The sequence below is a fragment of the Streptomyces sp. 7R007 genome, assembly GCF_054850255.1.
Genome location: NZ_JBTWMV010000003.1, coordinates 312,600 through 338,801, shown reverse-complemented (window position 1 = coordinate 338,801; position 26,202 = coordinate 312,600). Strand labels below are relative to the sequence as shown.

The following is a 26,202-nucleotide window of genomic DNA, read 5'->3' as shown; positions in this document are numbered from 1 at the left end:
CCATGGGGGGTCGACAACTTGAGACTGTTCACGCGCCGCCGTGCCGCGGCGCTCGCCACCGCGGCGGTGCTCGCCGCGACCGGCACCCTGGCGACCGCGCCGGGAGCCGCCGCCGACGACGCGGGGCCCTGGCCGGGCACCGAGGGGAAGATCCTGATGGACGGCGGCCTCCTGCTCGACCCGGCCACCGGCGCGCGCACGGTGATCCCGGGCGTCAGCGGCACGTACGCCGCCTGGGCGCCGGACGGCAGCCGGCTGATCACCAGCTCGGGCCAGATCTCCAGCTTCCGCGCCGGCGGCTCCGCGAAGATCACCCTGCCCCGCGCGGAGGGCATGCGCTCCAGCGCCGCCTACCAGGACCTGACCTTCGGCTGGAGCGGCCGCTACGTCGTCTTCTCGACCGGCGGCCAGCTCGCCTACGGCCCCTCCGACGGCTCCTGGGCGCCCGGCCCGCTGCTGACCAGCTCCCTGGAGCCGTCCACCGTCTGCGACACCGAGCCGTCGGTGAGCGTCTCGGGCCTGGTCGCCTTCGAGCGCCAGGGCAGCAACTGCTCGGCCACGCCCGGGGTGTACGTCTACGAGTCGTCCACGCGGACGGTCAAGCGCGTGCTCACCGACGCCGCACAGCCCGCCTGGTCGCCGGACGGCACCCGGCTGGCCTTCGTGCGCGGCGGCCACGTCTTCACGGCGAACGCCGACGGCACCGACGTCAGGCAGCTCACCACGGACGCGCGCGAGTACGCCAACCCGTCCTGGTCGCCCACCGGCACCCGGATCGTCTTCGACGTCCGCGTCTCCACCGAGACCGCCGACACGCACACCACCGAGTACGCCGACGTCACCACCGGCGCGCTCACCCAGGTCACGGCCGAACCGTCGGGCGGCAACCCCAGCTGGCAGCCGCTGCGCAAGAACACCACCGCCCGGGTGTGGGGCGCCGACAGCCACGCCACCTCCATCGCCGCCTCCCGCTGGAGCTGGAACACGCTCGGCCAGAGCGAGCCGGGCCTGCTGGACGCCAAGTCCGCGGTGCTGGTCAACCAGGACTCCACCGCCTACGCGCTCACCGCGCCCGCCCTGGCCGGCAAGAAGCGGGGCCCGGTGCTGATGACCCCGAGGAGCGGGCTGTCGACGGCGGTGAAGAACGAGCTCAAGCGCATGCTGAAGAAGGGCGCGACGGTCTGGATGACCGGCGGCACGTCCCTCCTCGGCACCACCGTCTCCGCGCAGCTCAAGACGCTCGGTTACGTGCCCAAGCGGCTGTCCGGCGTGGACCGTTACGAGACCTCGGTGAAGGTGGCCAAGGCGGTCACCACGGCGCCCGAGTACGTCTTCCTCGCCGACGGCACCGACTACAAGGCGGCCCTTCCCGCGGCCGCGGCGGCCGGCGCCGACGGCACCGCCAGCGCGGGCGGCCTGGTCCTGACCAACGGCACCAAGCTGACCTCGGCCGTGAAGTCGTACCTCAACGGGCTCGACCCGGACAAGACCATGGTGATCCCGGTCGGTTCGGCGGCGAAGTACGCGCTCACGCACACGTCCTTCGCCAACTGGCCGAAGACGTACTACTACTACCCGATCACGGCGAGCACCAACGAGGGCCTGTCGGTGGCCGTCGCCAGGTTCTGGTGGACCACGCCGAGCCAGGTCGCCCTCGCCTACACCGGCTCCTGGCGCGACGGCGTCTCCGCGGGCGCGGCGATGAACATCTACGCGCCCGTCGTCTGGACCTCCCGGCCCGCCCTGTCCGACGAGGTCAAGAGCTACCTGCTGCGCGAGTCCGCGGGCACGCAGGCCGCCGTCGCCTTCGGCCCGACCGGCTCGGTCACCGCGGGCGCGCTGAACACGGCCGGCGCGGCGATCAGCGCGAACGGCAGCCAGTTCGTGTACCTGCCGTACTACGACGGCGTCGCCGCCACCGCCCCGAGCGCCCTGTCCGCGCGCACGGACGGCGCCGCCGAGCCCGCCGGACCCGGCTCCCCGGCCACCAGGTCCGGCCCCGTGGCGGGCGAACCGCGCCTGGGCCCGCTCAGGACGGCCCACCGCCAGTAGCGGCGGCGGGGGCGCCGACCAGCATCGCCGGCGCCCCCGCGACGCGGGTCAGGAACACGGTCACCGCGTTGGGCCCGTGCGGCTTCGGCAGCGCCTTGCGGCGCAGTTCCTCCGGCTCCACGGCCGACCCGCGCTTCTTCACGGTCAGCGTGCCGACCGCGCGTTCACGCAGCAGCGCCTTCAACTTCTTGAGGTTGAAGGGGAGTTGGTCGGTGATCTCGTAGGCGGTGGCGTACGGCGTCGGGCGCGGGGCGTCGCAGGTGACGTAGGCGATGGTGGGGTCGATCAGCCCGCCGTCCAGCTCCTCGGCCACCTCGGCGACCAGGTGGGCCCGGATGACGGCGCCGTCGGGCTCGTACAGGTACCGTCCGACGGGGCGGACGTGCGGATCGGGGAGGCCCCTGCCGAGCAGGGTGCGCGGCCCCGGCAGCAGGGTGGCGCGCACCGTCCCCGGTTCCGTCCCGAACCACAGCACCGCCTCCTTCACGTCCCCGCCGTCCGAGATCCACTCGGCTCCGGCGTCGGCGGGCACGGCCTCGTGCGGGATGCCGGGCGCGACCTTCAGCGCGGCGGCGCGGGAGGCCGTGCGGGCGGTCTCGACGGCCCAGGACAGGGGCGGGGAGTAGGCCTCGGGGTCGAAGACGCGGCCGCGGCCGCCGCGCCGGGCCGGGTCGACGAACACGGCGTCGCAGGAGGAGGCGTCGACGTCGGTGACGTCCGCCTCCCGCACCTCGATCAGGTCGGCCAGCCCCAGCGCCTCGGCGTTCGCCCGGGCCGCCGCCGCGGTCAGCGGGTCCCGGTCCACCGCCAGCACCCGGATGCCGGCCCGGGCGAACGCGATGGCGTCTCCGCCGATCCCGCAGCACAGGTCCGCGACCGAGCGGACGCCGAGGGCGCGCAGGCGCCGCGCCCGGTACGCGGCGACGCTCGCCCGCGTCGACTGCTCCACCCCGTTGGGCGTGAAGTACATCCGCCCGGCGTCCTCGGCGCCGAACTTCGCCGCCGCCCGCTGCCGCAGCCGCGCCTGCCCCAGGGCCGCCGACACCAGCTCGGCGGGGTGCTCGCGGCGCAGCCGGGTGGCGACGGCGAGCTCGTCGGCCGGGGCGGTGGCGCGCACCTCGTCGAGGAGGGCGCGGCCTTCGGGGGTGAGGAGGGGGGCGAGGTCGTTCACCGGGTCATTGTGGGCCAGTCGGTGGACGGTGCGCCCGCCGCCGCGGTGTCGGGGCGGATCCCGGGCGGCGTACTGCGAAGATCCGGCACCATGCGAGCAGTAGTACAAAATGACAAAAACAGGTCATCGCGGGGGAATGGCCGGACCGGAGCATCCCGGGCACTGCGAGTCCGTGGCGGAATCGCCGTGCTCGCCGTCGCCGCCATCGCCTCCGGCTGCGCGCGGGGCGCGGACGACCCGGTGCGCCCCGCCCCCGGCCAGCAGGCCCTGAAGGCGCCCGCAGCCCGCGCCCTCGACTCCTACGCCACCCGCCTGCACACCGCCCTCACCGCACGGGCCGCCGCCGCCCGGCACTGGGGCCTGAAGCAGGTGCCCCTGACCGCCCCCGCGCCGCCCGCCGTGAAGCCGCGGATCACCGCGCGCAAGGGCTTCGAGGTGGACGGCCAGGAGGAGCTGGACCTCCCGCCGGTCTTCACCACCGTCCCCACCCGGCAGAAGGTCGTCTTTCTCACCATCGACGACGGCGCCGAGAAGGACCGCGCGTTCCTGCGGATGATGAGCGACCTGCGCATCCCGTACACGGCCTTCCTCAGCGACTTCCTGATCAAGGACGACTACGCCTACTTCGCGAGGATGCAGTCCGCCGGGGTCGTCCTGAACAACCACACCCTCCACCACCCCTACCTCCCGGGCCTGTCCTACCGGCAGCAGAAGCGCGAGATCTGCGGCATGCAGGACGTGATCGAGAAGCGCTACGGCAAGCGCCCCACCGTCTTCCGCCCGCCCTACGGCGACTACAACCAGGACACCCTGCGCGCCGCCAAGGCGTGCGGCATCCGCTACGCGCCGATCTGGGACGAGGAGGTCTTCGTCGACCACTGGGAGTACCGCGAGGACGACCGGGACCTGCACCCCGGCGACATCGTCCTCACCCACTTCCGGGGCCGGGACGAGTGGAAGGGCACGATGGTCGACGACATGCGCCGGTTCCTCGACAGGGTGACGGCCGAGGGGTACGCGGTGGCCCGGCTGGAGGACTACCTGTGAGGCGGCGCGTGAGACGGCGCGCCCCGGCGGCCGGGCTGCTGGCGGCCGCCGTGCTCCTCACCGGCTGCACCCAGTCCGTCGACCCGATCGAACGGCTGGGCAGGAAGGCGGCCCAGCGGGTCCTGCGGCACGTTCGGCACGGGGACGCCCGGGGCGCGGTGCACGGCGCGGGACCGACGCGCCCGTCGGCATTGGCACTCCGCTTGACCGAGTGCTAACGGTGGTCATAGTCTCGGCTCTGGCACTCGACACCGGAGAGTGCCAACACAGCGACGGGCAGGTCCGGCACCCGCGACGACGGATCGACCTGGTCGCCACCTCAGACAGTTAACCCCGTGAGATCTCCGAAGGGGGAGGTCGGATCGTGACGACCGCCAGCTCCAAGGTTGCCATCAAGCCGCTCGAGGACCGCATCGTGGTCCAGCCGCTGGACGCCGAGCAGACCACGGCCTCTGGCCTGGTCATCCCGGACACCGCCAAGGAGAAGCCCCAGGAGGGCGTCGTCCTGGCCGTGGGCCCGGGCCGCTTCGAGAACGGCGAGCGCCTGCCGCTCGACGTCAAGACCGGCGACATCGTGCTGTACAGCAAGTACGGCGGCACCGAGGTGAAGTACAACGGCGAGGAGTACCTCGTCCTCTCGGCTCGCGACGTCCTCGCGATCATCGAGAAGTAAGCCCCACCTCCAGCACCTTGCTTCCAGCTGCGCCCCTGGCCCCCGCGACCACTTAAGAAGCCGGGCGCCCGGGGCGCAGTGCCGTTTCTGAGAACCCACAGATTTCCGAGAGGGCTCCCGCTGTCATGGCGAAGATCCTGAAGTTCGACGAGGACGCCCGTCGCGCCCTTGAGCGTGGCGTCAACAAGCTGGCCGACACGGTGAAGGTGACGATCGGCCCCAAGGGCCGCAACGTCGTCATCGACAAGAAGTTCGGCGCCCCCACCATCACCAACGACGGTGTCACCATCGCCCGTGAGGTCGAGGTCGAGGACCCGTACGAGAACCTCGGCGCGCAGCTGGTGAAGGAGGTGGCGACCAAGACCAACGACATCGCGGGTGACGGCACCACCACCGCCACCGTGCTCGCCCAGGCGCTGGTGCGCGAGGGCCTGAAGAACGTCGCCGCGGGTGCCTCCCCGGCCGCCCTGAAGAAGGGCATCGACGCCGCCGTCGCCGCGGTCTCCGAGGACCTGCTCTCCTCCGCCCGCCCGATCGACGAGAAGTCCGACATCGCCGCCGTGGCCGCGCTGTCCGCCCAGGACCAGCAGGTCGGCGAGCTGATCGCCGAGGCGATGGACAAGGTCGGCAAGGACGGTGTCATCACCGTCGAGGAGTCCAACACCTTCGGCCTGGAGCTGGACTTCACCGAGGGCATGGCCTTCGACAAGGGCTACCTGTCGCCGTACTTCGTGACGGACCAGGAGCGCATGGAGGCCGTCCTCGACGAGCCCTACATCCTGATCAACCAGGGCAAGATCTCCTCCATCGCCGACCTGCTGCCGCTGCTGGAGAAGGTCATCCAGGCCAACTCCTCCAAGCCGCTGCTGATCATCGCCGAGGACGTCGAGGGCGAGGCCCTGTCCACGCTGGTCGTCAACAAGATCCGCGGCACCTTCAACGCGGTCGCGGTCAAGGCCCCCGGCTTCGGCGACCGCCGCAAGGCGATGCTCCAGGACATGGCGATCCTCACCGGCGCCACCGTCGTCTCCGAGGAGGTCGGCCTCAAGCTCGACCAGGTCGGCCTGGACGTGCTGGGCACCGCCCGCCGCGTGACGGTCACCAAGGACGACACCACGATCGTGGACGGCGCCGGCAACTCCGAGGACGTCCAGGGTCGCGTCGCCCAGATCAAGGCCGAGATCGAGACCACCGACTCCGACTGGGACCGCGAGAAGCTCCAGGAGCGCCTCGCCAAGCTGGCCGGCGGCGTGTGCGTGATCAAGGTCGGCGCCGCCACCGAGGTGGAGCTGAAGGAGAAGAAGCACCGTCTGGAGGACGCCATCTCCGCGACCCGCGCCGCGGTCGAGGAGGGCATCGTCTCCGGTGGTGGCTCGGCTCTGGTCCACGCCGCCAAGGTCCTGGAGGGCAACCTCGACAAGACCGGCGACGAGGCCACCGGTGTCACCGTCGTGCGCCGCGCGGTCGTCGAGCCGCTGCGCTGGATCGCCGAGAACGCCGGCCTGGAGGGCTACGTCATCACCTCCAAGGTCGCCGAGCTCGACAAGGGCCAGGGCTTCAACGCCGCGACCGGCGAGTACGGCGACCTGATCAAGGCCGGCGTCATCGACCCGGTCAAGGTCACCCGCTCCGCGCTGGAGAACGCCGCCTCCATCGCCTCCCTCCTGCTCACGACCGAGACCCTGGTCGTCGAGAAGAAGGAAGAGGAAGAGCCGGCCGCCGCGGGCCACGGCCACGGCCACGCCCACTGACCCAGGCCGACACGAGGCCCGGCGCCCCTCGGGGTGCCGGGCCTTCGCGTACCCCGCGGCCGCTACTCGCCGAGCACCCCCAGCTGCTCCATCAGCCCGGCCCGGTCGTACTCCCACCAGGCCTCGCAGACCCGCCCGTCCGCATCGAACCGGAAGATGATCATCCCGGTCATGGTGACCGTGTCCCCGGACGACGGGACGCCCATGAACTCGGCCTTCTGCGTGCCGCGCCAGGTGAACCGCGCACAGACCCGGTCCTCCTGGGTGATCAGATCGTCCACGGTGAACGCGAAGTCGAACGAGCCGCGCCACATCTCCAGGTCCCGCAGGAACCCCTCCCGCCCGATCTCGACCTCGTCCTTGGCCGGGTCGTGGTCGCGGTAGTCGTCGGCGACCAGATCGTCGAAGTCCGGCGTGTCCCCCTCCGCGGCCATCCGCGTGAGCAGCGTCCGCACGGTCGCCGCGTTCAACTGGTCGTCCCGCACGACGTCGAGATCCGTGAACGTCGGCATCCCGTCGCACAGGGCGACCATCTCCTGGAAGATCTTGTCGGTCTCCGGAAGCTGCGAGTTGCGCATCGCCTCCTCGTACGACGGGAACTCCACGATCTCGATGAAGTGCGACGCGTCGGAGTGGTCCTTCCCGACCACCGCGTGCGTCGCCGTCCGCTTCCCCTTGGTCTGCTCGACCCATGTGTCCATCAGCCGGTTCATGTCGTCGAAGCGGCTGGTCCTGCAGTCGATGAGCTGTACGAAAGTCATGGCATCCGTCGCCTCCGGCCCCCCTGGGTCCGGTCGAACACCCCCGTTCATTGTCGGCCTTTTGGCATGATGAGGCCATGCGGGAGCGGGGGCAGCGGTCCGTCTCGGCGGGCGGTGACATCGCTCTGGCCGTCACGGGCGACAACAACCGGATCACGGCGGCACCGGCGGTGCGCTCGGCCTACTGGGAGCACGTCCGGCTGATCGCGCCGGCCCGGCTCGACGACCGCGAGGACGAGCTGGACGCCCTCGCCGCCTTCTGCACCGCCGACTCCGGCCCCGCGTACGCCTGGTGGCGGGCCGGGGCCTGGGCGGGCAAGACCGCGCTGCTGTCCTGGTTCGCCCTGAACCCACCGCCGGACGTGTGCCTCGTGCCCTTCTTCGTGACGGCCCGGCTGGCCGCGCAGAACGACGTCGTCGCTTACGTCGACGTCGTACTGGAACAGCTCGCCGAGCTGATCGGCGAGGGCCTTCCCGCCTACCTGACGGAGGCGACCCGCGAAGCGCATCTGCGGCGCATGTACCGGGAGGCGGCACGGGCCTGCGCCGGGCGCGGCAGGCGGCTGGTCCTGATCGTCGACGGCCTGGACGAGGACCGCGGGGTGACCACCCGCTCGGACTCGCACAGCATCGCGAGCCTGCTGCCCGGCCGCCTTGAGCACGGCATGCGGGTCGTGGTCGCGAGCCGCCTGCACCCCCCGCTCCCGGCGGACGTCCCGCCCGACCATCCGCTCCGGCACGCCGAGGCCGTACTGCTGCGGCGGTCGCCGGCCGCCCAGGTGATCCGCACCGACGCCGACCGCCAGCTCAAGCGGCTGACCGAGGCCGGCGGACTCGAACACGACCTGCTCGCGCTCGTCACCGCCGCGGGCGGCGGCCTGGCCGTCCCCGACCTGACCGCGCTGACCGGCGGCACCAGGGTGCGCGAGGTGCTGTGCGCCCGGGCCGGGCAGGTCTTCGCCGTCCGCGGCGACGTCTACCTGCTGGCCCACGAGGAACTGCAGGCCCAGGCGGAGGACCTCCTCGGCCCGGCCGAACTGGCCCGTCACCGGGGGCGGTTGCACGCCTGGGCGGACGAGTGGCGGGACCGCGGCTGGCCCGGGAGCACCCCGGAGTACCTGCTGCGGGGGTACTTCCCCCTGCTGCGGGCGACGGGCGACCTGGACCGGATGGTGGCCTGCGCCCTGGACGCCCCACGGCATGAACGGATGCTCGACGTCACCGGCGGGGACGCGGCGGCACTGGACGAGATCCGGGCGGCGCAGGAGGCCCTCGTCGAACGCGGCGGGCAGGCCGACCTCACGACCGCGCTGCGCCTGGCCATGCACCGCGACGAACTCGCCGGCCGCAGCGCCCGCATCGCCCACGCCGTGGCGGCGGCCTGGGCGGTCCTGGGCCAGGTCAACCGCGCCCAGGCCCTCGCGTACAGCAAGGCCGACCCCGAGGACCGGGCCGAGGCGCTGATGGCGGTCGCGGGCCGGCTCGCGGCGGCCGGGGAGACGGAGCGCGCGCTGGTCCTGCTGACGGACGCCCAGGTGTCCGCGGGGCTCATCGGCAAGGCGGACGACCGCGAGCGGACGACCCAGCGGCTGTGCCTCGCCCTGATCGAGGCGGGCCAGTGCGCTCGCGCCACCCGGCTGCTGGAGTCGCTCTCACCGCCGTACGCGCACGACGTCCTGCTGCCGCTCGTGCGCCGCCACCTCGCCGAGGAGCGGTACGAGCCGGCGTGGCAGGCCGCCGACCGCGTCACCGCGCCCGAGGACCGGGCCGTGGCCTTCGGTGAACTGGCCGCGGCCCGGCTCCGGCGCGGAGCCGTCCAGGAGGCCGAGTCCGCGTTCCGGGCAGGCGGCTCCAGGGCATGGGCGCTGGTCGCGCTGGCCTCCGCCAGCGGACCGGAGAACGCGGGGCGTCTCCTCGACGAGGCGGTCGAGGCGGTCGAGGCGGACCTGGCGGCGGCCGGGCCGCAGTCGCCGTGGGCGGTCGTCGAGGCGCTCGTGGACGCGGGCGAAGTGGGCCGCGCCACCGCTCTCGCCGGCCGGCTTCCCGAGGCGGTGGGGCGCGTCGTCGCTCGCGACCGGGCGTACGCGAAGCTGGTCCGCGCCGAGGCGGAGCGTGGCGAGTTCGAGCGGGCGCGGGCCTGGCTCGACCGCATCGTGGAGCCCGGACCCGGCGACGAGGCGCTGGCCGACCTGGCCGCGCAGCTCGCCTGCCGGGGCCGGCTGCGGGAGGCCGAACGGCTGCTGCTGACGGCCGACGGGGAGCACGCGGCGGAGTGGGCGCAGGCGCGGATCGCCGAGGTGGCCGCGGCGCAGGGGGACCTCCTGCACGCCGCCGACCGGGCCGACGACCTGCTGCACGGACCGGCGCGGGCCCGCGTCATGGTCGCCCTGGCCGAGGCGGGGGCGCGCCTGGACCGGGTGGACACCGCGGTCGCCCTGGCCCGCGGCATCGCGGACTACCCCTTCATGGACGGCTCGATGGCCCGGGTGGCCCTGACCCTGGCGCTGCGCGGACAGGCGCGGGCCGCCGAGGAACTCCTGCGCGAACTGGAGGCGGAGGCCCGCGGCCCGGTGTCCGAGCTGGGCGACCTGCTCAGACTGGCGGACGCGCTGAAGGCACTCGACCGGGCCGGCTACGGCGGTGAGGCGGCCGCCGTCGTGGCCTCCGAGCCGGCCACGCTCGCCCGCCTGGAGGTCCTCGTCTGGCACGACAACGACTTCGCCGCGGACCTGTGCCTCATGGCCGGGTGCGAAGTGCTGGCCGGGGCAGGGGAGTTCGACCGCCTGGAGGCGATGCTCGACGAGGCCCCCGGTCACCTGGCGGTGCTGTTCCCCCTGGCGGAGGCGCTCGCCGACACCGGGCAGACCGAGCGGGCCGCGGCACTGCTGGACGGCTGCACGGACGGACTCGGCGTCGACGCCGTCCGGGCGGCGGTCGCCCGCGGACTGGTGCTCAAGGGGGACGTCCCGTCGGCCCTCGCGGCCGTGCGGGAGACGGAAGGCCCCCGGGAACGGACGGCGACCCTGGCACGGCTCGCTCAGGTGGCCGCGTACACGGAACGGCACGACGCCGCGAGGACGCTGCTCCGAGCGGCGGCCGAGGCGGCGGACGACACCGACGGCCCCGAGACCTGGCACGCGGCGGCCTCCGTGGTGGAGGCCCTGGTCGCCCTCGGACAGGTGGACGCCGCACGGGACCGGCTCGACGCGGCCCTTTTCGACGAGGACGCCCGCATCCCCCTGGACGAAGTGCCCGGCTACGTACGCCTCCTGGCCCTGGTCGGCCGGCCCGAGGCGGCCGAGGGCGTCGCCGACGCGATCGAGGACACCGCGACCCGGGCCGGCGCGCGGGCCGAGGTGGTCAAGGCGCTCGCCGAGGCGGGCGAGTACGGCAGGGCCGAACGGCTCGCGCGCCGGATCCTCCCGGACGAGAGCACCGCGGGCGCGGCCCTCGCCGAGATCGCCCGCTTCGCCGACGAACCGACGGCCCGCGCACTGGTCGTCCAGGCGCTGCGGCACGTGTCCTGGACGCAGGCCCTTCCCGCCCTGCTGCGTCTGGAGCCCCGTACCGTGCCCGTCGTCGTCGCGGCGCTGAGCGGCCCGGTCACCCCGGACCCCACGGCGACCGCGACCTGGCGCAGCCCCATCGGCATGGACCGCCCTACTGCGGCCCGTACTTCCGCCCCGTCCGCGAGCTGATCCCCCCGAGCAACCCCCGCGGCGTCACCTTCACCAGTCCCATCAGGGCCTTGTAGCGGGGGTCGGGGACCGACAGGGTCTTGCCGCGGGCCAGGTCGTGCAGGGCCGTGGCGACCAGCTTGTCCGCGTCGAGCCACATCCAGTTGGGGATGTTGTCCGTGCCCATGCCGGCGCGCTGGTGGAACTCCGTGCGGACGAAGCCGGGGCACAGGACCATCAGGCGCACGCCGCTGCCCGCCAGGTCCTTCGCCGCGCCCTGCGTGAACTGCACGACCCACGCCTTGGACGCCCCGTAGGTGCCACGCGGCACGAACGCGGCGACCGACGCGACGTTGACGACCCCGCCGCGCCCCCGCTCCCGCATCGCCTCCGTCGCCGCCGACGTCAGCCGCAGCACCGCCTCGCAGTGCACCTTGAGCATCTTCAGCTCGTCGGCCATGGGGACGTCGAGATAGCGGCCCTTGTTGCCGAAGCCGGCGTTGTTGATCAGCAGGTCGACGGGGTTCTTGCGGTCGGACAGGCGGGCGGCCACCGTCTCGATGCCGTCGTCCGTCGCCAGGTCCGCCGTCAGCACCTCCGCCTCGATGCCGTGCCGGTCGTGCAGTTCGGTCGCCTGCTCGCGCAGCCGCTTGGTGTCCCGTGCCACCAGAACCAGGTTGTGCCCGTCCGCCGCCAGCCGCCGTGCGAACGCGGCGCCGATGCCCGCGGTCGATCCCGTAATCAGAGCCGTTGTCATGGCCCAAGCGTAGTTACCCGGAGGAAGGGCGTCCGCTCTCCGGGCGCGCGCTGCCGGCGCCCCGGGAGGCGTGCCTCTCCCCATACGCCCGCGCCTGCCGCAGCGCCTCCGGATGCAACGCGTCCGCTGCCGCCAACAGCCGTGGCAGCAGCGTCCGTTCGGTCGTCACGGCACGGAACTGCAGGGCCACCGTCACCTCGTGAGCGGGCCGGTGCACGATCTCCACGCGGTCGCCGGCGCGTATCTCCCCCGGCGCGATCACCCGCAGATACGCCCCCGGCGCACCCTTCCGCGTGAACCGCTTCACCCACTTCCCCTCACCCATGTGGCCCTGGAAGGTGGCGCAGGGGATGCGCCCGCAGGTCACCTCCAGCACCACGTCCGGCCCGACGCGCCAGCGCTCGCCGATCAGCGCGCCGGAGACGTCCAGACCCTCGGTGGTGAGGTTCTCCCCGAACACGCCGTTGCGCAGCGGGCGTCCCAGCTCGCGCTCCCAGGCGTCGAGGTCCTCGCGCGCCACCGCGTACACCGCCTGGTCGTCCCCGCCGTGGTGGCGCGTCTCGCACACCGCGTCCCCGGCCAGACCGCCGGCGCCGACCCCCTTGGGCCCGGGCGCGGCCACCCGCACCGGCCCGTCCACCGGCCGCTTGTCGATCCCGGTCACCCCCTGCGGCTGGTCCGTGTAGGGCACGGACGCCGGACGGCCGAGATTGACGGACAGAAGCCTCATGGCCGCACGGTAGGCGACCGACCACCAAAGCGGCCACGCATTTTCCGGCGCCGTACCAAAGGATCTCTTATCGCCGACGCGTCCGCGACGTATCCTCGACGCGTGCTCGAAGCCCGTCACCTCCGCGTTCTGCGCGCCGTCGCCGCCACCGGCTCCTTCTCGGCGGCCGGGCGGGAACTCGGCTGCACCCAGCCCGCCGTCAGCCAGCAGATGAAGGCCCTGGAGGCGTCCGTGGGCACGCCGCTGCTCGTCCGCAGCGGGCGCGAGATGCGGCTCACCCAGGCGGGCGAGGCGCTGGTGCGGCACGCGGGCGGCATCCTCGCCGGGCTCACCGCCGCCGAGGAGGAGGTCGCCGCCATCGCGGGCCTGCGGGCCGGCCGGGTGCGGCTGGTCTCCTTCCCCAGCGGCAGCTCGACGCTCGTGCCCACTGCCCTCGCCGCCTTGCGCGCCGCCCACCCCGGCACCCGCGTCTTCCTGGAGGAGGCCGAGCCGCCCGCGTCCGTCGAGATGCTGCGCGAGGGCGAGTGCGACGTGGCGCTCGCCTTCCGGTACGAGGGGGCGGCGGGCGCCGAGGGGGAGTGGGACGACCTCGTCGTACGGCCGCTGCTGGGCGACCGGCTGGTCGGGCTGGTGCCCGAGCGGCACCGGCTCGCCGGCGCCGGGTCCGTGGCCATCGGGGAGCTCGCGGACGAGCCGTGGATCGCCGGATGTCCGCGCTGTAGAGGGCAGTTGGTGGAGGTCTGCGAGGCTGCCGGGTTCACCCCGCGGATCGACTTCGCGACCGACGACTACCCGGCCGTCGTCGGCCTGGTGGGCGCCGGTCTGGGCGTGGCCGTCCTGCCGCAGCTCGCCATCGAGTCCGTACGGCCCCGCCACGCGCGCGTGCTGACGCTGGAGCCGGCCGTGCACCGGGAGATCGTCGCGCTCACGCTGCCCGACCTGGCCCAGGTGCCGGCGGTGGCGGCGACGCTGGAGCAACTGGCGCGCGCCGCACGGCGGTAGCCGGCCGCGGGAAAAGCATGGGCACGCGTGCGCGTGCCCATGTCCCAGGAGTGAAGAAACGTTCCTTCAAGTGTTCGAGGCGCCGTCTCCGCTCATCGCCGACGCCGTGACCAGGCGGGTGCGCGCCCGCCCCATGAGCTCTTCGCGCTCATCCTCGGTCAGGCCGCCCCAGACGCCGTACGGCTCTCTCACCGCCAGCGCGTGCGCCGCGCACTGCGCGCGCACGGGGCACCTCATGCAGACCTCCTTGGCCGAGTTCTCACGAGCGCTCCGGGCCGCGCCGCGTTCGCCCTCCGGATGGAAGAAGAGCGAGCTGTCCACCCCGCGGCAGGCAGCCAGCAGCTGCCAGTCCCACAGGTCCGCGTTCGGTCCGGGAAGGCGGGAGAAATCTGCCATTACGTGACCCCTTGTAGCCGTTCTGGGCGGATACGGTGCCCACGACCGTACATCCCCGATCTAAGGAGATGAAAATATGACTCATTGCGAATTTAGCCTCAGACACCAGTAGATGGGAAGAAAAGGGTCTAAATGGGGCATGGGTTGTGATGAAACGTTGAGGGTCCGCCGCGCATGTCTGCACCGTGTCCGCCCCCTCACGTAGAGTGCCGAAGATGGCACACGGCCCCGTAACTCTTTCGAGTGACCGTCGTTGAGAGTGCGGAGGCGGTTGAAACAACAAGTGCTCGGGCTTGCGTCCGAGACGGTCGACCGCACAGGTGACGATTTCGTACCAGCCTGGAGGCTCAAGGTGACGTGCATCAGCTGCGGAGGGCGGCCATGACATCCGTCCTCGTCTGCGACGACTCCCCGCTTGCCCGAGAGGCGCTCCGGCGCGCGGTCGCGACCGTGCCCGGCGTCGAGCGCGTGACGACCGCGGCCAACGGCGAGGAAGTCCTCCGCCGCTGGGGCGCCGACCGCTCGGACCTGATCCTGATGGACGTGCGCATGCCCGGACTGGGCGGCGTCGAGACCGTGCGCCGGCTGCTGTCCGCCGATCCCGGCGCGCGCATCATCATGCTCACCGTCGCCGAGGACCTCGACGGCGTCGCCCTCGCGGTCGCCGCGGGCGCCCGGGGCTACCTGCACAAGGACGCCTCGCGCGCGGAGTTGCGCGCGACCGTCACGCAGGCGCTCGCCGACCCGACCTGGCGGCTGGCCCCGCGGCGGCTGCGGTCCGCCGAGATGGGGGCGGCGCCGACGCTCACGGCGCGTGAGATCCAGGTGCTCGAAGGGATGAGCCACGGCCGGTCCAACGCGGAGATCGGGCGGGAGCTGTTCCTGTCCGAGGACACCGTGAAGACGCACGCCCGGCGGCTGTTCAAGAAACTGGGCGCCTCGGACCGGGCGCACGCGGTGGCGCTCGGGTTCCGGTGGGGCCTGGTGCGCTGAGCGCCCGGTCGTCTCGGCCGCCGGCTCGGTGCGGGTTGTCCGTGGCTGGTCGCGCCCCCGCGACGGAGCCGCACAACGTGTCGCCCCGCGCCCCCGGAGGGGCGCGGACGGCGGCCCTGGTCACGTGGCACTCTGAGTGCCCGCTGCTCGTTTCGGCGCGGATGCCGCATCCTTGAAGATGTGGAGTCTCTCGGGGACGAGTCGGTCGAGCGGAAGGGGAGGGCGCAGGGGATGAGTTCCGCCGCACCCGCTCATAACGCTTCGGTGCACAACATCGGACGCGGTGCCACGGACCGTACGGCCGCAAGGCACCATGGACCGATGCGCGACGACGAGGCGGCAGGCGCCGCAGGGGCGATCGGAGCACTCGTCCATCGCGCCGTGGACGGGGACGAGCAGGCCACGCACGACCTGCTCGCCCATGTCCACCCGCTGGCGCTGCGCTACTGCCGCACCCGTCTGTCCCGCCTGCCGGGCGACGCGCGCCACTTCGTGGAGGACCTGGCGCAGGAGGTCTGCGTCGCCGTCCTGCTCGCCCTGCCGCGCTACCGGGACACCGGCCGCCCCTTCGAGGCGTTCGTCTTCGCCATCGCCGCGCACAAGGTCGCCGACCTCCAGCGGGCGGCGATGCGGCACCCCGGCTCGACCGCGGTGCCGTCCGACGAGATGCCGGAGCGGCCCGACGACTCGCTGGGCCCGGAGGAGCGCGCGCTGCTCAGCAGTGACGCCGAATGGGCCAAGAAGCTCCTGGCCAACCTGCCGGAGAACCAGCGGGAGCTGCTCCTGCTGCGGATCGCGGTGGGGCTGACGGCCGAGGAGACCGGACAGATGTTGGGAATGTCACCCGGCGCGGTCCGGGTGGCGCAGCACCGGGCCCTGAGCCGGCTCCGGGCGCTGGCGGAGCAGTAGGCCCCGCCCGGCCGGCGCCTTCCTTGAACAGGCCGCTCGGGGTTTCCGTACGAACATACGAAGCCCGGGGTCACGCGGAACCGTGGAATTCGACGGCCCTGCTTCCCGTTAGCATGGACATCCGCACCGATCAAGGCCATTTGGGGAAGGTGTCATGACTGCAAACGTCGACGGAGTGCCCGGTAAATTCGCGACACTCGGGCTGACCTACGACGACGTGCTGCTGCTGCCGGGAGCCTCCGAGGTCCTCCCCAACGCGGTCGACACCTCGTCCCGCATCTCCCGCAACGTCCGGGTCAACATCCCGCTGCTGTCGGCGGCGATGGACAAGGTGACCGAGTCCCGCATGGCCATCGCCATGGCCCGGCTCGGCGGCGTCGGCGTGCTGCACCGCAACCTCTCGATCGAGGACCAGGTCAACCAGGTCGACCTGGTCAAGCGGTCCGAGTCCGGCATGGTCACCGACCCCATCACCGTGCACCCGGAGGCCACGCTCGCCGAGGCGGACGCGCTGTGCGCCAAGTTCCGCATCAGCGGCGTCCCCGTCACCGACCCCGCCGGCAAGCTGCTCGGCATCGTCACCAACCGTGACATGGCCTTCGAGTCCGACCGCAGCCGCCAGGTGCGCGAGGTCATGACGCCGATGCCGCTGGTCACCGGCAAGGTCGGCATCTCCGGCGTGGACGCCATGGAGCTGCTGCGCAAGCACAAGATCGAGAAGCTCCCGCTGGTCGACGACAACGGCGTCCTCAAGGGCCTGATCACCGTCAAGGACTTCGTCAAGGCCGAGAAGTACCCGAACGCCGCCAAGGACGCCGAGGGCCGCCTGCTCGTCGGCGCCGCAGTAGGCGCCAGCCCCGAGGCCCTGGAGCGTGCCCAGGCGCTCGCCGAGGCCGGTGTGGACTTCCTGGTCGTCGACACCTCGCACGGCCACAACAGCAACGCGCTCAGCTGGATGTCGAAGATCAAGTCGGCCGTGAGCGTCGACGTCATCGGCGGCAACGTCGCCACCCGCGACGGCGCCCAGGCCCTGATCGACGCCGGTGTCGACGGCATCAAGGTCGGCGTCGGCCCCGGCTCCATCTGCACGACCCGTGTCGTCGCCGGCATCGGCGTCCCGCAGGTCACCGCCATCTACGAGGCCTCCCTCGCCGCCCGCCCGGCCGGCATCCCGCTCATCGGCGACGGCGGCCTGCAGTACTCCGGCGACATCGGCAAGGCCCTCGCCGCCGGCGCCGACACGGTGATGCTGGGCTCGCTCCTCGCGGGCTGCGAGGAGTCCCCGGGCGAGCTGCTGTTCATCAACGGCAAGCAGTTCAAGTCGTACCGCGGCATGGGCTCGCTCGGCGCCATGCAGTCGCGCGGCCAGGCGAAGTCGTACTCGAAGGACCGCTACTTCCAGGCCGAGGTCTCCTCCGACGACAAGCTCGTGCCCGAGGGCGTCGAGGGCCAGGTGCCCTACCGCGGCCCGCTGGCCAACGTGCTGCACCAGCTCGTCGGCGGCCTGCGCCAGACCATGGGGTACGTGGGCGCGGCCACCATCGAGGAGATGGAGTCCAAGGGCCGCTTCGTGCGCATCACCTCGGCGGGCCTGAAGGAGAGCCACCCGCACGACATCCAGATGACGGTCGAGGCGCCGAACTACAGCAGCAAGTAGGCGGCAGGCGCGCACAGGGCGGCCCCGGGAGCATCCGGGGCCGCCCTTGCCGTACCCGTCGGCGATACTGGTACACGCTGCAACGCATCAGGGAAAGGCCACAGACGTGACTGAGATCGAGATCGGGCGCGGCAAGCGCGGCCGCCGGGCGTACGCCTTCGACGACATCGCCGTCGTCCCCAGCCGTCGTACGCGCGACCCGAAGGAGGTCTCGATCGCCTGGCAGATCGACGCCTACCGCTTCGAGCTGCCGTTCCTGGCCGCCCCCATGGACTCGGTCGTCTCCCCGGCCACCGCGATCCGCATCGGCGAGCTCGGCGGCCTCGGTGTGCTCAACCTCGAAGGACTGTGGACCCGCTACGAGGACCCGCAGCCGCTGCTCGACGAGATCACCGAGCTGCCCGCCGAGTCGGCCACCCGCCGCCTCCAGGAGATCTACGCGGCCCCCATCAAGGAGGAGCTGATCGGCGCGCGCATCAAGGAGGTGCGCGACTCCGGCGTGGTCACGGCGGCGGCGCTCTCCCCGCAGCGCACGGCGCAGTTCTCCAAGGCGGTCGTGGATGCGGGCGTGGACATCTTCGTCATCCGCGGTACGACGGTCTCGGCGGAGCACGTCTCCGGCTCGCACGAGCCGCTGAACCTGAAGCAGTTCATCTACGAGCTCGACGTCCCGGTGATCGTCGGCGGCTGCGCCACCTACACGGCGGCCCTGCACCTGATGCGCACGGGCGCGGCGGGCGTGCTGGTCGGCTTCGGCGGCGGCGCGGCGCACACGACGCGGAACGTCCTGGGCATCCAGGTGCCGATGGCGACGGCGGTGGCCGACGTGGCCGCGGCCCGCCGGGACTACATGGACGAGTCCGGCGGCCGGTACGTGCACGTGATCGCCGACGGCGGCGTGGGCTGGTCCGGCGACCTGCCCAAGGCGATCGCCTGCGGCGCCGACGCGGTGATGATGGGCTCGCCGCTCGCGCGCGCGACGGACGCGCCCGGCAGGGGCCACCACTGGGGCATGGAGGCGGTGAACGAGGAGCTGCCGCGCGGCAAGAAGGTCGACCTCGGCACGGTCGGCACCATCGAGGAGGTCCTCACCGGCCCCTCGCACACCCCCGACGGCTCCATGAACCTCTTCGGCGCCCTGCGCCGCGCGATGGCCACCACGGGCTACAGCGAGCTGAAGGAGTTCCAGCGGGTCGAGGTGACGGTGGCGGACTCGCAGCACAAGCGGTAGCCCGTACGGCGCGAAGGGGGCCGGTCACCTGGCGAGGTGACCGGCCCTTCCGCGTGCCCGGTGCCCGCGCGGGGCGCGCGGTGTGGTGCGGGGGCGCGTGGTTGCGTTCGGGACGGATACGGGCTGGTCAGCCGATCGGAGGGCGACAGCGTCCGTGTCGGCGCCCGAGGTTGCTGGAGCGCCCCCTTCCAAGGACTTGGTTCCGGACCCCGCTCCTCGGGGCCCGGCCCGATGTCCGACGGACCGTCCACCGGGCACTGGGCGGCCTCGTGGAAGGGGGCGCCCATGGGACGTCACCGCAGGCCCACTCGCTGGGATCGGATCCGTCTGTGGACGGTGAAGTGCCGGAGGAGGTGGATCTTGCGGATTTTCGGATGGTGAGCGGCCGCCCCCACACAACCTAGGGGCGGACACTCCGTGCACCATCCAGGAGCCTGCCGCAGTGCCCTCTGCGGCGGGCTCCGCCTGTCTCCGTAAGGTACCCGCGCCGCGCCCCGCCTGCCACCAGCCCCCGGAGCCCGTCCACCCACGCGCCCCCCTTCACAACCGATGCGCCGCCCCCGTGGGTGTGGCGCCCCGCGTGTCCAGCAGGAGCTGTGCCTTCACCGACAGGCCCTGGAGGTCGTACGTCCGGTGCTGCTGGAGCAGGATGGTCAGGTCGGCGTCGGCCGCGGCCTCGTAGAGGGAGTCGGCGCGGGGGACCGGGCGGTCGAGGACGTTCCAGGACGGGACGTGCGGGTCGTGGTAGCTGACGGAGGCGCCCAGTTCCATCAGACGGGTCGCGATCTCCCGCGCGGGCGTGCCCTGTTGGTCGGCGAGATCCGGCTTGTACGTCACGCCCAGCAGCAGCACGCGCGCGCCCCGCGCCGACTTGCCGTGCTCGTTCAGGAGCGTGGCCGCGCGCTGGACGACGTAACGGGGCATCTGGCTGTTGACCTGCTGGGCCAGTTCGACCATGCGCAGGGTGCGGCCGGCCGGGCCGGACAGGTCCTGGGGGACGCCGTGACCGCCGACGCCGGGTCCGGGGCGGAAGGCGTGGAAGCCGAACGGCTTGGTCTCGGCGCAGCGGACCACGTCCCACAGGTCGACGCCGAGCTCGTGGCACAGCACCGCCATCTCGTTGACGAGCGCGATGTTGACGTGCCGGAAGTTCGTCTCCAGTAGCTGCACGGTCTCGGCTTCGCGTGGTCCACGCGCGCGTACCACCTTGTCGGTCAGGCGCCCGTAGAACGCCGCCGCCGACTCCGTGCAGGCCGGGGTCAGGCCGCCGATCACCTTGGGGGTGTTGGCGGGGGTGAAGTCGCGGTTGCCGGGATCGACGCGGCTGGGGGAGTAGGCGAGGTGGAAGTCGCGGCCCGCGCGCAGCCGGGAGCCCTCTTCGAGCAGGGGGCGCAGGAAGTCCTCGGTGGTGCCCGGCGGCACCGGGGATTCGAGGATGACCGTGGTGTGCGGGCGCAGCCGCGCGGCCAGCACGCGGGCCGCCGCCTCGACCTGGGTGAGGTCGAGCCCGCCGTCCGCGCCGCGCGGGGTCGGCGCGCAGATGACCGCCGTACGGACGCGGCCGAGCTCGGCCGGGGTGGCGGCGTGCCGGAAGCCCCCCGAGAGCATCCGGCGCAGTTCGGCGGGGCTGAGGGAGCCCGGTTCCGGGCCCGTGCGGTAGCCGAGCGTGGGGATGCCGGCCGCGACGGCTGCCTGGGCCAGCGGCAGGCCGTAGGGGCCGAGTCCGATGACGGCGAGATCTGCGGGCATGGCGTGGGCCGTCCTTCCCAGTAACCGAAGCGGGACAGGTGCGCAAGCCCTGTGGACAGGATGGGCGAGCGCAATGTCAGACTAGGAGTAAATATGACCGATATGCGGGATTGGTCGTCTGTGTTTTCTCGTGAGCCGGTGAATGTTGTCCACAGGCTCGGGGTGCGTGGTGGCTGAAGTCGGGCAAGCCGGTCAGAATTTGGGCATGGGGGGTGTGAACCGGGCTTCGCCCACCGGGTGCGGCCGACGCGACCGATAGCGCGGGAGAGGCTTCCCGGCGACAGGAGGCAGCGGTGAGGACAGCGACTCTGGGGCCGGCGCAGCGTGCCGAGGCACTGGCGGGAATGGCCGAACGCGAACTGGACGTGCTGGTCGTGGGCGGCGGCGTGGTCGGCGCGGGCACGGCCCTGGACGCCGTGACCCGCGGACTGGCCACCGGGCTGGTCGAGGCGCGGGACTGGGCGTCGGGCACCTCCAGCAGGTCCAGCAAGCTGATCCACGGTGGCCTGCGCTACCTGGAGATGCTCGACTTCGCCCTGGTGCGCGAGGCCCTGAAGGAACGCGGACTGCTCCTGGAGCGGCTCGCCCCGCACCTGGTCAAACCGGTGCCGTTCCTGTACCCGCTGCAACACCAGGGCTGGGAGCGTCTGTACGCCGGCTCGGGCGTCGCGCTCTACGACGCGATGTCCATGGCCCGCGGACACGGCCGGGGCCTGCCGATGCACCGCCACCTGAGCCGCCGTCACGCCCTGCGCGTGGCCCCGGCGCTGAAGAAGGAGGCACTGGTCGGCGCCCTGCAGTACTACGACGCCCAGATGGACGACGCCCGGTTCGTGGCCACCCTGGTGCGCACCGCGTCGTCGTACGGCGCCAAGGTCGCCAACCGTGCGCGCGTGACGGGTTTCCTGCGCGAGGGCGAGCGGGTCGTCGGCGCGCGCGTGCAGGACGTCGAGGCGGGCGGCGAGTACGAGGTCCGCGCCAAGCAGGTCGTCAACGCCACGGGCGTGTGGACGGACGACACGCAGGCCATGGTGGGCGAGCGCGGCCAGTTCCACGTGCGGGCGTCCAAGGGCATCCACCTGGTCGTCCCCAAGGACCGCATCCACTCCACGACCGGCCTCATCCTGCGCACCGAGAAGTCCGTCCTCTTCGTCATCCCCTGGGGCCGGCACTGGATCATCGGCACCACCGACACCGACTGGGACCTCGACAAGGCGCACCCGGCCGCGTCCAGCGCGGACATCGACTACCTGCTGGAGCACGTGAACTCGGTGCTCGCGGTCCCGCTGACCCGGGACGACGTGCAGGGCGTCTACGCCGGTCTGCGCCCGCTGCTGGCCGGCGAGTCGGACGCCACCAGCAAGCTGTCGCGCGAGCACACCGTGGCCCATCCGGTGCCGGGGCTGGTGGTCGTGGCGGGCGGCAAGTACACGACGTACCGGGTGATGGCCAAGGACGCGGTGGACGAGGCGGTGCACGGGCTCGACCTGCGCGTCGCCGAGTGCGTCACGGAGGACGTGCCGCTGCTGGGCGCGGAGGGCTACCGGGCGCTGTGGAACGCGCGGGCGCGCATCGCCCAGCGGACCGGGCTGCACGTGGTGCGGGTCGAGCACCTGCTGAACCGTTTCGGGACGCTGGCGGAGGAGGTCCTCGACCTCATCGCCGCCGACCCGGGTCTTGGTGAACCCCTCCAGGCCGCGGACGACTACCTGCGTGCCGAGATCGTGTACGCCGCCTCGCACGAGGGCGCGCGGCACCTGGACGACGTGCTGACCCGGCGCACCCGCATCTCCATCGAGACCTTCGACCGGGGCACGCGCAGCGCACGCGAGGTCGCGGAGCTGATGGCGCCGGTGCTGGGCTGGGACAAGGACCACATCGAGCGCGAGGTCGAGCACTACGAGAAGCGGGTGGAGGCCGAGCGCGAGTCCCAGCGTCAGCCGGACGACCTGACGGCGGACGCGGCACGGCTGGGCGCGCCGGACATCGTGCCGTTGTAGGGGGTGCGTTCCGCTGCCGCGGGCGGCTATCACTCGAACGAGTGACCGATGGGCGGGATCTTCGTTCGGGGCTCGGTCGTTCTAACCAGTGCGAGGGCAGAACTCGGCGGTGAGCAACCGGGGTTCGAGGCCGGGGTCTGCGATCGCCGTCGTGTTCACGCGGAAGGTGAGGACACGCCGGCCGTCGACGGTGGCCGCGCTGCGCACGTAGCTGCCGCTGATGCGTCCGTTGTGCCCCCACACCGTGACACCGCACGGCAGCCTCACGGGAAACAGGCCCATGCCGTACGAGCCGTGCGCGGTGCGGGTGCCGAGCATCTCGCGCAGCCAGCGCGAGGGCAGCAGCCGCCCGCCGAGCAGCGCCGCGTAGAAGCGGTCCAGGTCGGCGAGCGTGGTCACCAGCTCACCCGCGGCCCCCGCCACCCGCGGGTCGAGCTCGGTGACGTCGTCCCCGGCGGCGGTGTAGGCACGGCCGTGCGGGTCGGGCAGGGCGGTGCGGGAACCAGGAAAGGAGGTGCCGGTCAGGCCCAGCGGAGCGATGATGCGACGCTCGGCCTCGGTGGCGTAGGAGTCGCCGGTGACCTGACGGATCACCAGGCCGAGCAGGACGTAGTTGGTGTTGGAGTAGGAGAAGCGGCCGCGGTCGGCCGGAGGGTGGGTGAGTGCGACGCGTACGGCCTGACGAGGAGTGAGGGGGACCAGGCCCCCGGTGTCCCGGGTGAAGTCGTAGAGGCCGCTGGTGTGGGTGAGCAGGGCGCGCAGGGTCAGCGCGCGACCGTCGTTGCCGGCCCCGCGCACCAGGCCCGGCAGATGCCGCTCCACCGTGTCGGACAGGGACAGCCGGTGTGCGGCGGCCAGTTGCAGGACGACCGTCGCGATGAAGGTCTTGGTGATGCTGCCGGCGCGGAAGTGGTCGGCGCGGGCGATGCCCCGGCCGGCCTGGGCGTAGCGGGTGCCGGACTCCTCCCGGGCGAGCAGGGCGGCGGCGGGCGCGCGGCCCCGGGTGACCAGCAGCGGGAGGACCGTGTCGGTGGTCGGCGTGGCGGGCGCCGAGGAGGCGGCGGGGGCCAGGGCGAGCAGCGCGAGGGACACAGGTACGGCCAGTAGTGTCCGAAACGGTGGCATCGCGGGGGTCCTCCTCGTAGGGGCCCATCATCCAGGAATGCGTACGGGCCGCCGCACCGGGGCCGGGGTGTACGGAACGAGCCGTTCCGTGCGGGCCGGTGTCCCGGTGGCCCCAGAGGCACCCTGGGCGTGGGGCACTTGTCGGGTGAGGGACAATGGAGGCTCTGTCAGGGCGGGTTGCATGAGGGGACGCATGTCGGAGGCGGAGCGGGCGGGTACATCTCGTCAGGAGACTCGTCAGGACAAGAGCGAGCGTCTTCTCGCCGGGCGGTACCGGCTGGGAGACGTACTCGGCCGTGGCGGCATGGGCACGGTGTGGCGGGCCGAGGACGAGACCCTCGGCCGGACGGTCGCCGTCAAGGAGCTGCGGTTCCCGTCGAACATCGACGAGGACGAGAAACGCCGGCTGATCACGCGCACGCTGCGCGAGGCGAAGGCGATCGCGCGGATCCGCAACAACAGCGCGGTGACGGTCTTCGACGTGGTCGACGAGGACGATCGGCCGTGGATCGTGATGGAGCTCGTCGAGGGCAAGTCGCTGGCCGAGGTCATCCGGGAGGACGGCCTGCTGGAGCCCAAGCGGGCCGCCGAGGTGGGGCTCGCGATCCTGGACGTGCTGCGGTCGGCGCACCGCGAGGGCATCCTGCACCGGGACGTGAAGCCGTCGAACGTGCTGCTGGAGTCGGACACCGACCGGGTCGTGCTCACCGACTTCGGCATCGCCCAGGTGGAGGGCGACCCGTCCATCACCTCGACCGGCATGCTCGTCGGCGCGCCCTCCTACATCTCCCCGGAGCGGGCGCGCGGGCACAAGCCGGGTCCCGCGGCCGACCTGTGGTCGCTGGGCGGGCTGCTGTACGCGGCGGTCGAGGGGGTTCCGCCGTACGACAAGGGTTCCGCGATCGCGACCCTGACCGCCGTGATGACGGAGCCGCTGGAGGAGCCGAAGAACGCGGGGCCGCTCAAGGACGTCATCTACGGGCTGCTCACCAAGGACCCGGAGAAGCGGCTCGACGACGCGGGCGCGCGGGCCATGCTCAACGCGGTGATCCACGCGCCGGAGCCGAAGGCGGCCGAGCCGCAGGCGCCGGCCGACGCGACGAAGGTGGTGCCGCTGCCGGCGCAGCCCGACGGGCGTACGGGCCGGGGGAGTTCGGGCGGCTCCGCCGGCAGGCTGGGCGAGGAGGCGGCGGAGAAGCTGCGCGGGGCGCTGCGGTCCGTGCGCAAGGTGGCGAGCGCGGCGGGCACGGCGGCCGTGGCGCGCAAGTCGGGGAACGGTACGGGAACGGGGGTTTCGGCGCCGGGCGGGACGGCGGGGTCGTCCGCGCCGGCGGTTCCGGCGCAGTCGCCGGGGGGTTCGGGGACGTCGGGTTCCCCGGGCTCTTCGGGTCTGTCGGGTTCTTCCGGTTCGTCGGCGGGGGCTTCGGCGGCGGCCGGCTCGGGCGCGGCGGGTACGAGGGGTGCGGCGGGTGCTTCTGGTGGCTTGAGGACCCCGGGTGCGTCGGACGCATCGGGTGTGTCGGACGCATCGGGGGCTTCGGCTTCGGCGGGCGGGGCTTCCACCGCTTCGGCGCGTTCTGCGGCTCCGGTGGCTCCGGCGGCTTCGAGTGGGGCTGTGGGTGCCGGGAGTCGGGGCGGCCAGGGGGCCAACGGGCCGACCGGTGGGCGGAGTTCGGGGTGGCCCGTGATGACGCCGCCCGATCTGCCGCCGCGGCCGCCGGTGCCGCGGGCGCCGCTGACCGATGTGGTGCCGAAGCGGACGTTCGTGATCATCGCGGTGGTCGTGGTGCTGGCCGTGGTGCTCGGGACCGTGCTGGCCCTCACCCTCGGCGGGGACGACGACACCGGTTCGAAGGGGTCCACGGGCGGCGGGGGCAAGACCGTCGCGAGCGCGAGCGCCAGTGCGGACACCAAGGAGGACAAGAGCGGCGGCACGGGCACGGACGCGTCGGCCTCCGCCTCGACGGCCGGCTCCTCGTCGCAGAACACACCGAGCAACAGCCCCAGCGCGACCGGGGGGAGCGGTGCCGAGACGGGTTCGTCCGGTGCCGGCGCCGGTGTGTCGACGTACCAGGGGAAGCAGGGGTACTCGATCGGGCTGCCCAAGGGGTGGAAGTACCAGTCGACCGGGGCCGCGGGCGACCGTTTCACCGGGCCCGACGGGCAGAAGCTGCTGATCGCGTGGACGTCCACGCCGAAGAGCGACCCGGTGGCCGACTGGAAGAACCAGGAGCGCTACATGACGCGCTCGCAGTACCAGAAGATCCGCATAGAGAAGGTGGACTACCGCGGCTGGAACGCGGCCGACTGGGAGTTCACCTACGTGGAGGGCGGGACGAAGTACCGGACGACAGACCGGGGGTTCGTCGTCAACGACCATCTCGGGTATGCGCTGATGTACACGGCGAAGGCGGACGATTGGGGTACGGAGCTGCGTAAGGACACGTGGCAGACGCTCGCGAAGACGTTCGAACCCAAGTCGTAAAGGCACTGGTCCCGAGTTTGAGGCGGCAGATACGGC

General features: G+C 72.5%; 20 protein-coding genes. 13 read left to right on the top strand and 7 right to left on the bottom strand.

Annotated features, from left to right (window positions below):
* Positions 1–18 precede the first annotated feature (18 nt).
* The gene (locus tag ACYF6T_RS06545) at positions 19–2,052 is read left to right on the top strand and encodes a cell wall-binding repeat-containing protein (RefSeq protein ID WP_461694138.1); all 2,034 of its coding nucleotides are present in this window, start codon (positions 19–21) and stop codon (positions 2,050–2,052) included.
* Here ACYF6T_RS06545 and ACYF6T_RS06540 read toward each other — a convergent pair.
* Positions 2,030–3,223, bottom strand: a complete 1,194-nt coding sequence (locus tag ACYF6T_RS06540) for a class I SAM-dependent methyltransferase (RefSeq protein WP_461694136.1) — start codon at positions 3,221–3,223, stop codon at positions 2,030–2,032. The two genes, ACYF6T_RS06545 and ACYF6T_RS06540, sit on opposite strands and share 23 nt — an antisense overlap.
* A gap of 90 nt (positions 3,224–3,313) precedes the next feature.
* On the opposite strand from ACYF6T_RS06540, the gene ACYF6T_RS06535 reads away from it, so the two are divergent.
* The 4 genes from ACYF6T_RS06535 (at position 3,314) to groL (ending at position 6,694) form a co-directional block, all read left to right on the top strand.
* Entirely contained in the window at positions 3,314–4,270 is a 957-nt protein-coding gene (locus ACYF6T_RS06535) for a polysaccharide deacetylase family protein (protein WP_461694134.1), read from the top strand.
* Between the two features lie 8 nt (positions 4,271–4,278).
* Positions 4,279–4,488, top strand: a complete 210-nt coding sequence (locus tag ACYF6T_RS06530) for a hypothetical protein (protein WP_461694132.1) — start codon at positions 4,279–4,281, stop codon at positions 4,486–4,488.
* A gap of 146 nt (positions 4,489–4,634) precedes the next feature.
* Positions 4,635–4,943 (top strand): co-chaperone GroES, encoded by a 309-nt coding sequence (groES, locus tag ACYF6T_RS06525; RefSeq protein WP_055493212.1) that lies wholly within the window; start codon positions 4,635–4,637, stop codon positions 4,941–4,943.
* A 125-nt stretch (positions 4,944–5,068) separates the two neighbouring features.
* Positions 5,069–6,694 (top strand): chaperonin GroEL, encoded by a 1,626-nt coding sequence (gene groL / locus ACYF6T_RS06520; protein ID WP_461694130.1) that lies wholly within the window; start codon positions 5,069–5,071, stop codon positions 6,692–6,694.
* 62 nt (positions 6,695–6,756) lie between these two features.
* Here groL and ACYF6T_RS06515 read toward each other — a convergent pair whose 3' ends face one another.
* The gene (locus tag ACYF6T_RS06515) at positions 6,757–7,455 is read right to left on the bottom strand and encodes an ester cyclase (RefSeq protein WP_461694129.1); all 699 of its coding nucleotides are present in this window, start codon (positions 7,453–7,455) and stop codon (positions 6,757–6,759) included.
* A gap of 77 nt (positions 7,456–7,532) precedes the next feature.
* Between ACYF6T_RS06515 and ACYF6T_RS06510 the strand changes: the two genes are divergently transcribed.
* Positions 7,533–11,153 (top strand): hypothetical protein, encoded by a 3,621-nt coding sequence (locus ACYF6T_RS06510; protein WP_461694127.1) that lies wholly within the window; start codon positions 7,533–7,535, stop codon positions 11,151–11,153.
* On the opposite strand, the gene ACYF6T_RS06505 is transcribed toward ACYF6T_RS06510, so the two are convergent.
* The gene (locus tag ACYF6T_RS06505) at positions 11,116–11,889 is read right to left on the bottom strand and encodes an SDR family NAD(P)-dependent oxidoreductase (protein ID WP_461694125.1); all 774 of its coding nucleotides are present in this window, start codon (positions 11,887–11,889) and stop codon (positions 11,116–11,118) included. The two genes, ACYF6T_RS06510 and ACYF6T_RS06505, sit on opposite strands and share 38 nt — an antisense overlap.
* Positions 11,890–11,902: 13 nt before the next feature.
* The gene (locus tag ACYF6T_RS06500; protein WP_461694124.1) at positions 11,903–12,619 is read right to left on the bottom strand and encodes an MOSC domain-containing protein; all 717 of its coding nucleotides are present in this window, start codon (positions 12,617–12,619) and stop codon (positions 11,903–11,905) included.
* A gap of 102 nt (positions 12,620–12,721) precedes the next feature.
* Between ACYF6T_RS06500 and ACYF6T_RS06495 the strand changes: the two genes are divergently transcribed.
* Complete coding sequence (locus tag ACYF6T_RS06495; protein WP_461694122.1) at positions 12,722–13,621, top strand: LysR family transcriptional regulator; 900 nt, start codon at positions 12,722–12,724, stop codon at positions 13,619–13,621.
* A gap of 66 nt (positions 13,622–13,687) precedes the next feature.
* Here the strand turns inward: ACYF6T_RS06495 and ACYF6T_RS06490 are convergent, their stop codons facing one another.
* Entirely contained in the window at positions 13,688–14,017 is a 330-nt protein-coding gene (locus tag ACYF6T_RS06490) for a WhiB family transcriptional regulator (protein WP_461694120.1), read from the bottom strand.
* Positions 14,018–14,398: 381 nt separating this feature from the next.
* Here ACYF6T_RS06490 and ACYF6T_RS06485 point away from each other — a divergent pair, with 381 nt between their 5' ends.
* The 4 genes from ACYF6T_RS06485 (at position 14,399) to ACYF6T_RS06470 (ending at position 18,807) form a co-directional block, all read left to right on the top strand.
* The gene (locus ACYF6T_RS06485; protein ID WP_003948568.1) at positions 14,399–15,010 is read left to right on the top strand and encodes a response regulator transcription factor; all 612 of its coding nucleotides are present in this window, start codon (positions 14,399–14,401) and stop codon (positions 15,008–15,010) included.
* 321 nt (positions 15,011–15,331) lie between these two features.
* The gene (locus tag ACYF6T_RS06480; RefSeq protein ID WP_356342397.1) at positions 15,332–15,919 is read left to right on the top strand and encodes a sigma-70 family RNA polymerase sigma factor; all 588 of its coding nucleotides are present in this window, start codon (positions 15,332–15,334) and stop codon (positions 15,917–15,919) included.
* A gap of 154 nt (positions 15,920–16,073) precedes the next feature.
* Positions 16,074–17,576, top strand: a complete 1,503-nt coding sequence (gene guaB, locus ACYF6T_RS06475; protein WP_461694117.1) for an IMP dehydrogenase — start codon at positions 16,074–16,076, stop codon at positions 17,574–17,576.
* Between the two features lie 106 nt (positions 17,577–17,682).
* Entirely contained in the window at positions 17,683–18,807 is a 1,125-nt protein-coding gene (locus ACYF6T_RS06470; RefSeq protein WP_461694116.1) for a GuaB3 family IMP dehydrogenase-related protein, read from the top strand.
* Positions 18,808–19,347: 540 nt separating this feature from the next.
* On the opposite strand, the gene ACYF6T_RS06465 is transcribed toward ACYF6T_RS06470, so the two are convergent.
* A complete protein-coding gene (locus ACYF6T_RS06465; protein ID WP_461694114.1) occupies positions 19,348–20,556 on the bottom strand; it encodes a nucleotide sugar dehydrogenase in 1,209 nt (402 codons plus the stop codon).
* A gap of 293 nt (positions 20,557–20,849) precedes the next feature.
* On the opposite strand from ACYF6T_RS06465, the gene ACYF6T_RS06460 reads away from it, so the two are divergent.
* Positions 20,850–22,556: a glycerol-3-phosphate dehydrogenase/oxidase gene (locus ACYF6T_RS06460; RefSeq protein ID WP_461694112.1), complete on the top strand. Its 1,707-nt coding sequence runs from the start codon at positions 20,850–20,852 to the stop codon at positions 22,554–22,556.
* An 81-nt stretch (positions 22,557–22,637) separates the two neighbouring features.
* Here the strand turns inward: ACYF6T_RS06460 and ACYF6T_RS06455 are convergent, their stop codons facing one another.
* Entirely contained in the window at positions 22,638–23,681 is a 1,044-nt protein-coding gene (locus ACYF6T_RS06455) for a serine hydrolase domain-containing protein (protein ID WP_461694111.1), read from the bottom strand.
* Positions 23,682–23,874: 193 nt separating this feature from the next.
* Here ACYF6T_RS06455 and ACYF6T_RS06450 point away from each other — a divergent pair, with 193 nt between their 5' ends.
* A complete protein-coding gene (locus tag ACYF6T_RS06450; RefSeq protein WP_461694109.1) occupies positions 23,875–26,166 on the top strand; it encodes a serine/threonine-protein kinase in 2,292 nt (763 codons plus the stop codon).
* Positions 26,167–26,202: the final 36 nt, after the last annotated feature.